This window comes from Phenylobacterium sp. (genome assembly GCF_036821595.1).
Lineage (GTDB): Bacteria > Pseudomonadota > Alphaproteobacteria > Caulobacterales > Caulobacteraceae > Phenylobacterium.
On sequence record NZ_DAISJG010000074.1, the window covers coordinates 1 to 9647 of the forward strand.

At 72.3% G+C, this 9647-nt stretch carries 6 protein-coding genes; 3 read left to right on the forward strand and 3 right to left on the reverse strand.

What is annotated here, in order from left to right:
* Positions 1-1364 (reverse strand): family 16 glycosylhydrolase (locus V7Z97_RS17675; protein ID WP_334164755.1); only part of this gene is annotated, 1364 nt, incomplete at its 3' end.
* 433 nt (positions 1365-1797) lie between these two features.
* On the opposite strand from V7Z97_RS17675, the gene V7Z97_RS17680 reads away from it, so the two are divergent.
* Both V7Z97_RS17680 and V7Z97_RS17685 read left to right on the forward strand, forming a co-directional pair.
* Entirely contained in the window at positions 1798-3597 is a 1800-nt protein-coding gene (locus V7Z97_RS17680) for an autotransporter assembly complex protein TamA (RefSeq protein WP_334164756.1), read from the forward strand.
* Positions 3594-7754, forward strand: a complete 4161-nt coding sequence (locus V7Z97_RS17685; protein WP_334164757.1) for a translocation/assembly module TamB domain-containing protein — start codon at positions 3594-3596, stop codon at positions 7752-7754. Before V7Z97_RS17680 ends, V7Z97_RS17685 begins: the two co-directional genes overlap by 4 nt.
* Here the strand turns inward: V7Z97_RS17685 and phhA are convergent.
* Positions 7751-8620, reverse strand: coding sequence for a phenylalanine 4-monooxygenase (gene phhA, locus V7Z97_RS17690; protein ID WP_334164758.1), 870 nt, complete (start codon positions 8618-8620; stop codon positions 7751-7753). The two genes, V7Z97_RS17685 and phhA, sit on opposite strands and share 4 nt — an antisense overlap.
* Positions 8621-8786: 166 nt before the next feature.
* On the opposite strand from phhA, the gene V7Z97_RS17695 reads away from it, so the two are divergent.
* Positions 8787-9266, forward strand: coding sequence for a hypothetical protein (locus V7Z97_RS17695; protein ID WP_334164759.1), 480 nt, complete (start codon positions 8787-8789; stop codon positions 9264-9266).
* Positions 9267-9297: 31 nt separating this feature from the next.
* Here the strand turns inward: V7Z97_RS17695 and hspQ are convergent, their stop codons facing one another.
* Positions 9298-9627: a heat shock protein HspQ gene (gene hspQ, locus V7Z97_RS17700; protein ID WP_325460561.1), complete on the reverse strand. Its 330-nt coding sequence runs from the start codon at positions 9625-9627 to the stop codon at positions 9298-9300.
* Between the last annotated feature and the right edge of the window lie 20 nt (positions 9628-9647).

The following is a 9647-nucleotide window of genomic DNA, read 5'->3' on the forward strand; positions in this document are numbered from 1 at the left end:
GTCGTCGGGCCCGGGGTCCAGTTGGGGTCGGGCAGGTTCCAGGCCTTGACGTAGTCGACCTTCATCTCGGCCGGCCACGGCGTCGTCCCGTCGGGCGATCCCGCCCAGTTTCCGCCCACCGCCAGGTTGACGATCATGTGCATGGGCCGGTGCATGTCGACCGGCGTGGGCGTGCGCCACACCTCGGTCCCGTCCACGTAGAAGATGATGTCCTGGGCGTTCCACAGCGCGCCGTAGGTGTGAAAGCCGCTGTCGTCGGGCACGAAGTTCTGCATGCCCGCGGCCGGCACGGCGTTCGAGTGGATGGCGTTGTACGGGATCTTGGTGTTCGACCCGAGCCCCTCGAGGATGTCGATCTCGTTGTTGCCCTCGCCGAGCAGCCAGAAGGCCGGCCACAGGCCCTGGCCGTGCGGCAGCTCGGCGCGGATCTCGAAGTAGCCGTAGGTCTGCTGGTAGTGGGAATCCAACATGCCGGAGCTGTACTGGTAGCCCCACATCTTCCCGGCCAGGTCGGCGGACACCGGCTGGGCCTTGATGGTCAGAACGCCGCCGTCGATCGAATAGGGGTTGAGCCCCATGGGGGCGCCGGTCGTGCCCTTGAACTCGGGAGCGACATAGATCTGCTGTTCCCCGTTGCGCGGCAGGGTGAAGCTGTTCAGGCCGTCACCGGCGTAGCCGAAGTTGGTCTTCCAGACCGTGCCGGTCTGCAGGCTGTCGAAGTTGTCCTGGAAGGTGGGGTTCCCGAGGGCGCGGTACTCGATCGGCAGCTGGAAGTCGCGCTCGGCGAACTGGCCGATGCTGGCGTTCCGGAACAGGATCTGGGTGCCGCCGTCGTTGAGCACCACGTCGGCGCCCTGCTGGGTCATCGCGGCCTTCACCTCGGCGAAGGTGTTGAGCTCGCCGCCGATCAGCCGGACCTTGTCGCTCCAGGACTGGAAGTCCTCGATGACCTTGTTCCCTTCGCCCTGGCGCACCAGGAAGGTGTCGGCCCCCGCGCCGCCGATTAGCACGTCGGCGCCCTTGCCGCCATAGATGAACTGGTCGCCGTCCAGACCCTGGATGATGTTGTCGGAATCGTTGCCCGCCGCGTAGCTGCCGTGGCCGAAGACGATCAGGTTCTCGACGTTCGCGGGCAGGGTGTAGGACGACCAGATCTTGACGGTGTCCACGCCGCCGCCGGCCCATTCCACGACCGTGTCGCGGGTGTCGCGGACCCAGTAGAAGTCGTCGCCGCCGTGGCCCACCAGGGTGTCGCGGCCGCCGCCGCCCTCGAACTGGTCGGGGCCGTCCGATCCGTTGAGCGTCTCGTTGGCCCAGGAGCCGTTCACATAGCGGACGCCCCACTGGTTGGTGTCAGGCAGCATCGCGCCCGCAAAATTCCGGTAGCCCATGCGGAAACCCTCGGCGGTTCTGGTGAGTTGTGTGGAGGTCCGACGGCCCTGCGGCCGAGCGGCGCTCCCCCCTGCGGTCCTGCCGAATTAGGGGAGACGTTTCCGTGCGGCAACATCAGTCTGTTGTGACGCTTGGACTTATGATCACAAGCTATTGTGACCTTCCACATGCGTCCGGCCGCCGCATTTGCCAAATTTGCGCCGGATTTGTTGGCGCCGAGTCTGCAACCGCAGAGCTTGTTTACTTCCGGACAACTCTCTAGAGGATGGGAATCGGCGGCGCGCCGCCGCACAACGCCGCAGCCGATCACCTGCGACATCTGGAAGGGGAACCGCGTAGCGGCGCCGTGACAGCGCTGCGGCGCGCGGTTAAACCGGGCTGGGGGCGCTTGGGGAAACTAGGGCTTTGAGTCGACTGGTTTACGCCGTCGCCGCCTCGGCGGCCCTGTGCGCCGCCCTCGCCGGGCCGGCGCGAGCCGACGAGCCGCGCGCCACGGTGGAAGGCGAGCTCGACGCGGACCTGCGTGAAGCCATCGAGCGGGCCATCGGCGACACCGGCCGTCCCGTGGAGAACCGTTTCGAAGCCCGCCGGCGCGCCCGCGCCGCCGCCGAGGACGCCATCGCCGTCCTGAGGTCCGAGGGCTACTACGCCTACGTGGTTGAGCCTGACGTCAGCGACACCGAGCCGCCCGCCGCCCTGGTGCGGGTGACGCCCGGCCCGCGCTTCACGGTCGCCGAGCCGAAGATCAGCTGGGTCGGCGAGCCCCCCGAGCCGCAGGCGGGCCAGGCGGCCGCCGACGCCCTCTCCCTCGCCCCCGGCCAGCCGGGGCGCGCCGTCGAGGTGGTGGGCGCCGAGGGCCGGGCGGTGGCGGCCATCCAGAAGCGCGGCTACGCCGACGTCCGCGCCGAGCCGCGCGAGGTGATCGTCGACCACGCCGACAACACCGTGCGCCCCACCTACCGCATCGCGGCGGGCGAGATCGTGCGCCTGGACGGGATCGACCTGACCACTGACGGCCGCACCAATCCGGCCTGGGTCAGCCGGCTGGCGCCGTGGCGGCCCGGCCAGGCCTACGACCCCGAGGCCGTCGCGGAGCTCGAGCGGCGGCTGCTCGACGCCGGCGTCTACGAGTCGGTCACCGTCGCGCTCGCGCCGAAGTCGAGGGAGACGCCGGAGGGCCACCGGCCGGTGGTGGTCAGCCTCGCGGAACGCAAGCGTCGCACCCTCGAGGTCGGCGCGAGCTGGGCCACGGAGGAGGGGGGCGGCGTGGAGACGCGCTGGACCCGGTACAACTGGCTCGGCCGGGCCGACACCCTGTCGCTGCTCGGCCGGGTGTCGGAGCTGGACTCACGGCTCAGCGCCACCGTCTCCCTGCCGCACTGGCGCCGCCCGCAGCAGACCCTGACCGGCTCGGCGGCGGCCTACAAGGTCACCACCGACGCCTACGACGAGACGGGCGTCGGCGTCCGAGCCGACGTCACCCGCCGGTTCGGCCGGACCTCCTCCTTCGTGCAGGGCTCCTATGTGACGCTCGGCGGCTCGGTGGACGTCAGCCGCACCGAGGAGCTGCGCCTGGAGGAGCTCACCCCGCTCGGCCGCGACCTCGTGACCGTGGCGGCGCTCGGGGACTTCGCCGTTGACCGGTCGGACGATCCCCTGGACCCCCGCAGCGGCTGGCGGGCCAATGTCCGGGCCGAGCCGACGCTGATCGTCGGCGAGACCAACCTGCCGTACGTGCGCATCCAGGCGCAGGGCTCGCACTACTGGCCCTTCGGCCAGGAGGCCCGCACCGTGGTCGCCAGCCGGCTGCGCCTGGGCGTGATGGTCAACGGCCAGATCCCGCAGGTGCCGGCGTCCCGGCGCTTCTTCTCCGGCGGCGGCGGCTCGGTACGCGGCTTCGGCTACCAGGACGTCGGGCCGAGACTCGCCGATGGCACCCCGCAGGGCGGGGCCTCCCTGTTCGAGGCCTCGGTGGAGCTGCGCCGCCAGATCACCCCGCGCTGGGAAGTGGCCGCTTTCGTGGACGGCGGTTCGGTAGGGTCCGACCAGACGCCGGACTTCGACAACTTCGCGGTCGGCGCGGGAATAGGCGTCCGCTACCACCTGGGCTTCGGCCCGATCCGTGTCGACGTGGCCACGCCGGTCACCCAGCGCAACGGCGGCGCGCCGTTCCAGATCTACGTCAGCATCGGGCAGAGCTTTTGAGCGAGGCCGGCGACACGCCCGCGCCGGCGGAGGCGCTCAAGCGCTCGGCGGTCCCGAAGGCGGTCGTCGCCGTCTGCCTGGGCCTGCTCGTGCTGCTCGCCGCGCTCGTCGCCGGCACGCGCTACGGCGTGCTCCTGCCGCAGGCCCGCCTGCTCATCGAGGCGCGCACCGACGGGCTCAAGGTCGGCCGGGTCGGGCGGCTGAGGATCGAGGGACTGTCGGGCGACGTCTGGCGTGACTTCAGCGTACGCAAGCTCACCATCCGCGACGAGGAGGGCGTGTGGCTGGAGGCCGATAACGTCCATCTCACATGGCGTTATCTCGAACTCTTCAGGCGCCGTTTCCATGCCGATTCGATCGAGGCCCAGTCGATCCGTATCCTGCGCCGGCCCACCCTGACGCCTAAGGGCAAGGACCGCGGCCTGCCGGTGTCCTTCGAGATCGAGCAGGCCCGCGCGCGGGTGGAGATGCTGCCGGCGTTCAGCTACCGCCGCGGCGTCTACGACCTCGCCGCGGCCCTGGACATCGAGCGCCGCGGGGGGCGCAAGGCCGACGTGCGCGCGCTCAGCGTGCTGCATCCGGGCGACCACCTCTACCTGAACATCGACGCCGGGCCGGCGAGGCCGCTTCGGCTGCGGGTGGACGCGCTGGAAGCCCGGGGCGGGGCGCTCGCGGGGGCGCTCGGCCTCGCCTCCGACCAGCCGTTCGCCCTGCAGGCCGCCGCCGACGGCGCCGGCTCCGCGGGGCGGTTCAGCGCCTACGCCACCTCCGGCAGCCTCCGGCCGCTGCAGGCGCAGGGCGCCTGGACGGAGGCCGGCGGGCAGGCCAGCGGTCGGCTGTCGTTGACCGCCTCCACCCTGACCCGCCGTTGGGCGGAGCGGCTGGGGCCTGAGGTCGCCTTCACGGTGACCGGCCGCAAGTCGGGCGCTGACCTGTACGCCCTGGACGGGCGGTTCACCGCCGAGAACCTGGCGGTGCAGGCGGTCGGCCTCGGGAACCTCGCGGAGCGCAGGCTGGGGCCGCGCGGCCTGACCCTCACGGCCACCACGCGCTCCCTGTCCCAGGTCGTGGGCGGGCCGCAGATGGGGGCGACCCGCGTCACCGGCGTGCTCACCGGCGGCGCCGCCGGCTACCGCTTCGCCGGCTCCGGCTCCGTGTCGCAGCTGCGGCTGGGCGGCTACGGGCTGGCCCAGGTTTCCGGCCCCATCGATATCGAGACCCGGGCGGGGGCGGTCAACGTCGAGGCCGAGCTGGCCGGGCGCGGCGGGAGCGGGACCGGCTTCGTCGCCGCCGTGCTGGGCGGCGCGCCGCGCGCCAGCCTCGACGGCTCGCGACTCGCCGACGGCCGCCTCGCCCTGCGCTCGCTCGAGCTCGACGGCCGCGGCCTCGACGTCGAGGCGAGCGGCGGGCGCGGGCTGCTGGGCGGGCTCAACCTCAAGGGCCGGGCCCTGGTCTCAAACCTCGCCGCCGCCCGGCCCGGCGCCTCGGGCCAGGCCAGCGCGACCTGGAGCGCGACCCAGTCCGGGGCCGGCAGGCCCTGGGTCTTCGACGTGGACGCCCGCGGCCAGCGGCTCGCCACCGGCTTCGCCGAGCTCGACCGGCTGCTGGGCGGGGCGCCGCGGCTGTCGCTGCAGGCCAACGTCCAGGGCCGCCGCGTGGCGGTGGCCAAGGCCGCGCTCGACGGCGCAGCCTTTGACGCCTCCACGGCGGGGGTGCTGGCGGCCGACGGGGGTCTCGCCTTCAAGCTGGATTGGAACGCGGCGGGTCCCTTCCGCGCGGGACCCGTGGAGATCACCGGCCGCGCCCGCGGCGACGGGGCGATCAGCGGCACGCTCGGCGCCCCCCGCGCGGACCTCACCGCCCGCATCGACGAGGTGGACGTCCCGCGCCTGCCGCTCCGCGACGCACAGGTCACGCTCAGCTTCCTGCGCCGGCCGGACGGCTCGTCGGGCGCCGTCGCCATTACGGCGCAGAGCCAACACGGGGCGGCCCAGGCCCGTTCCGACTTCCGCTTCCCGGCCGGCGGCGTGGACCTCACCAACCTCACCGTCGACGCCGGCGGGCTGAAGGCCGCGGGCGCCCTCTCGCTGCGCCGGCGCACGCCCTCGGCCGCGGACCTGACGGTGGAGGTGGCGCCGGGGGCCTTCATCAAGTCCGGCCGCATCGCCGGGACCGCCCGGATCGTGGACGCCGCCGGCGGGGCGCGGGCCGACCTGGATCTCACGGTCCAGGGCACGGCGCTGGGCTCCGGCACGGTCGTCCGCACCGCGCGGATTTCCGCCGAGGGGCCGCTCGCCCGGCTCCCCTACACCGCCGAGGCGGAGGGCGTGACCCGGGCCGAACGCTGGAACCTGGCTGGACGGGGGCTGCTCGCCGAGACCAGTCCGGGCTACGCCCTGAGCTTCGACGGCGCGGGCCGCCTGGGCGACCGCAACCTGCGCACCGTGGAGACGGCGGTCCTCCGCTTCGGCGGGCCGGAGCGCAGCGCGCGCGTGCGGCTGGCCGCCACCGACGGCGGCCGCATCAATCTCGACGGGCGTCTGGCCGGCGACCTCGCCGACGTCCGGGCCGAGGTCGCGGGCCTGGGCCTGGGCCTCTTCGACCAGGACCTCGCCGGCCGGGTGGAGGGGACGCTGAGCCTGCAGGGCCGCGGCGCGGCGCTCACCGGCCAGGTGGACGCCCGGCTCAGCGACGCGCGCGGCCGCGGCTCGCCGGCCACCGCCGGCATCGACGGCGTCGTGCGCGGCCGGCTGGCGGATTCCAGCCTCACCCTCGAGGCCTCCGCCACCAACGAGCAGGGGCTGCGCGCCACCACCTACCTCGTCCTGCCCACCGAGGCCTCCGCGGCGCCGTTCCGCCTGGCGATCGCCCGCCAGCGGCCAATGCAGGGCCGCTTCGCCGCCGAGGGCGAGGTGCGGCCGCTGTGGGACCTCCTGGTGGGCGGCGAGCGCAGCCTCTCGGGGCAGGTCTCCACCGCCGGCACGCTCGGCGGCACGCTGGCCGCGCCACAGGCGGCCGGGCGGATCACCGTCACGGGCGGCCGCTTCGACGACGGCCAGACGGGGCTGTCGCTGCGCCAGGTCTCTCTGCGCGCCGACTTCGCCGAAAGCGCCGTCAACGTCACCCGCGCCACCGGAGTGGACGCCCAGGGCGGCTCGGTCGCCGGCGCCGGGCGGATCAGCCTGGCGCGCAACGGCGTCTCCAGCTTCCGGCTGAACCTCGACAACTTCCGCCTGATCGACAACGACCAGGCCACCGCCAACGCCAGCGGGCCGGTGACCATCGACCGTGGCGCGGACGGTCGGGTCCGCCTCTCCGGCGACCTGACCATCGACGAGGCCGAGGTGGCCGCCGAACTGCCGACGCCGTCGGGCGTGGTGGCCATGGACGTGGTGGAGCGCAACCGCCCGGCGGAGCTCGCCGTCTCCCTGCCGCCCCCGCAGCGCCGGGGCGACGGCTGGGCGCTGGACGTGCGCCTCCGCGCGCCGAACCAGGTGTTCCTGCGCGGCCGCGGTCTGGACGTGGAGCTTTCCCTCGACGCCCATGTGGGCGGCTCGACCTCACGCCCGGAGCTCAGCGGTACGGCGCGGGTGGTGCGCGGCGACTACGACTTCGCCGGCAAGCGGTTCATCTTCGACACCCGCAGCGTGGTGTACCTGTCGACCCGGCCGGGCGAGATTCGCCTGGACTTGACGGCCACCCGCGACGACCCCTCGCTGACCGCCGTGGTCCGGATCCGCGGCACCGCGGCGCGTCCGGAGGTGACCCTGACCTCGACGCCCACGCTCCCGAACGACGAGGTGCTGTCCCAGGTGCTGTTCGGCCGCTCCGCCTCGCAGCTCTCGCCCATCGAGGCCGCCCAGCTCGCCTCGGCGATCTCGGCGCTGGCCGGCGGCGGCGGGTTCGACGTGATCGGCAACCTGCGCACCTTCGCCGGCCTCGACCGCCTGGCGTTCGGCGGCGGCGGCGAGTCGGCCATGACCGTGGCCGGCGGCAAGTACATCACCGACGACGTCTACCTGGAGATCATCGGCGGCGGACGCGAGGGCACGGCGGCCCAGGTGGAATGGCGGGTGACCCGCAACCTGGCGATCATCTCGCGCCTCACCGGGCAGGGCGGCTCCAAGCTCGCCGTGCGCTGGCGGCGGGACTACTAGGCGGCGCGCCCGCCGGCCTCGGCGTAGGCCTGGGTGCCGCGGGTGAAGACCTGGTCGGCCGGGTCGATGGCGGCGATCGGGATGTCCTTGGCCCGCGCCAGCCGGGCGTAGATCGGCGCGAAGTCCTGCAGGGTGGCGTCCAGCAGGGCCTGCAGCGACGGGATCACGAAATAGACCTGCTGGAAGTCGTCGATCCGGTAGGGCGTGCGCATCACCCGCTCCAGGTCGAAGCCCAGGCGGTTGGGGGAGGGGTCGTCCAGGGCGAAGACCGATTCCGCGAAGCTCGAGACGATGCCAGCGCCATAGATCCGCAGGCCCCCCGGGGTCTGCAGCAGGCCGAACTCCACCGTGTACCAGTAGAGTCGGGCGAGGTTGTGCAGCCGGCCCAAGCCCAGCGCGCGCCGCCCGCCCTCGCCATAGGCCTGCATGTAGTCGGCGAAAACCGGATCGGTCAGCATCGGCACGTGGCCGAACACGTCGTGGAAGATGTCCGGCTCCTGCAGGTAGTCCAGCTCCTGCGGCTTGCGGATGAACTGGCCCGCGGGAAATCTGCGGTTGGCGAGGTGGTCGAAGAAGACGTCGTCGGGCACGAGGCCTGGCACGGCGACCACGGTCCAGCCGGTGAGCCGCTTCAGCTCCTCGTTGATGCGGGCGAAGTCGGGGATGCCCGCCCGGTGCAGGTCGAGCGCCTCCAGCCCCTTCAGGAACGGATCGGCGGCCCGGCCGGGCAGGAGCGTCGCCTGCCGCTCATAGAGTGTGATCCAGACGTCGTGCTCGGCCTGGGTATAGCTCTCCCAGCCCTGGTCGATGGTCCAGTCGGCCCGCGCGCCGGGGGGCGGGCCATTCGCGAAGCCGTCAGCGCTCATGGGGCGAGAATGGACCGGTCCGCGCGGAAGTTCCGTTCTCAGTGGCCGCGGTTTTGGCGAGTCGTGGAAAGATTTTTCCGCCACGCGGGACGCGTCGCGGATTGATTGAGCCCACGGAACAAGCTCTACCTTCGCGCTCGCGGATCGTGGGTCGGAGAACGTTGGAATGATGAAGCGTCGAAGCGCGCGGGCGGCCGGCGCCCTGGCGGTGATCATCGCCGCCGTCGCCGGTCCGGCGAGCGCGGCGTGCAACTGGGGGCAGAACACCGTCCGCGTCTTCAACGAGACGAAGACCGCGCCGCTGCTGATCCCCGTCCTCACTCACGCCCAATGGCGCGTGGGCGACAGCCGATCCGGCTGGGTCGAGGTCCCTGAAACGTCCTATCTCGAACGTGTGTACGGCGCCGACTATCCGCTGATGGTCGACATCAGCATGTTCACGGGCGTCGAATGGGTCACGGCCGGCTCGGCGGACGTGTTGGCGACGGTTCAGGAGGTCCAGGCCGCATTCGCCGCGAGCCGCGACCAGTGCGAGGGAATAGCTGGCCCGCTCCCCCTCAGCACCATGGTGATCGTCACCCTGAGCGACGGCATCGCCGGAAAAGCCGTCATCTCCATGCGCGGCTGGGTCGGAACCTTCCAGTGACCGCGGGCCCCGTCCGGGGCCGGCGTCCCGCCTAGTGGCTGATGCGCGGGCGGAGCTTGTATTGCCCCTCGCGGAACGACTCGAAGAGCAGCTGCGCCTGCGGGTGGCCCACGGGCTGGCCTGAGTCGTCGGGGACCAGATTCTGCTCCGAGACGTAGGCGACGTAGGAGCTGTCGTCGTTCTCGGCCAGCAGGTGATAGAAGGGCTGGTCCTTGTGCGGCCGGATGTGTTCCGGGATCGACAGCCAGTATTCCTCGGTGTTCGCGAACATCGGATCCACGTCGAAGATCACGCCGCGGAACGGATAGACGCGATGCCGCACCACTTGGCCGATGGCGAATTTGGCGAGTTGCGCGTTCATGGCCACGAATCTAGCGCCCT

Excerpts from the sequence above, each read along its gene's own strand:
- phhA (WP_334164758.1), bottom strand. The coding sequence starts at position 8,620 with ATGAGCGCTGACGGCTTCGCGAATGGCCCGCCCCCCGGCGCGCGGGCC.
- V7Z97_RS17695 (WP_334164759.1), top strand. The coding sequence starts at position 8,787 with ATGATGAAGCGTCGAAGCGCGCGGGCGGCCGGCGCCCTGGCGGTGATC.
- hspQ (WP_325460561.1), bottom strand. The coding sequence starts at position 9,627 with ATGAACGCGCAACTCGCCAAATTCGCCATCGGCCAAGTGGTGCGGCAT.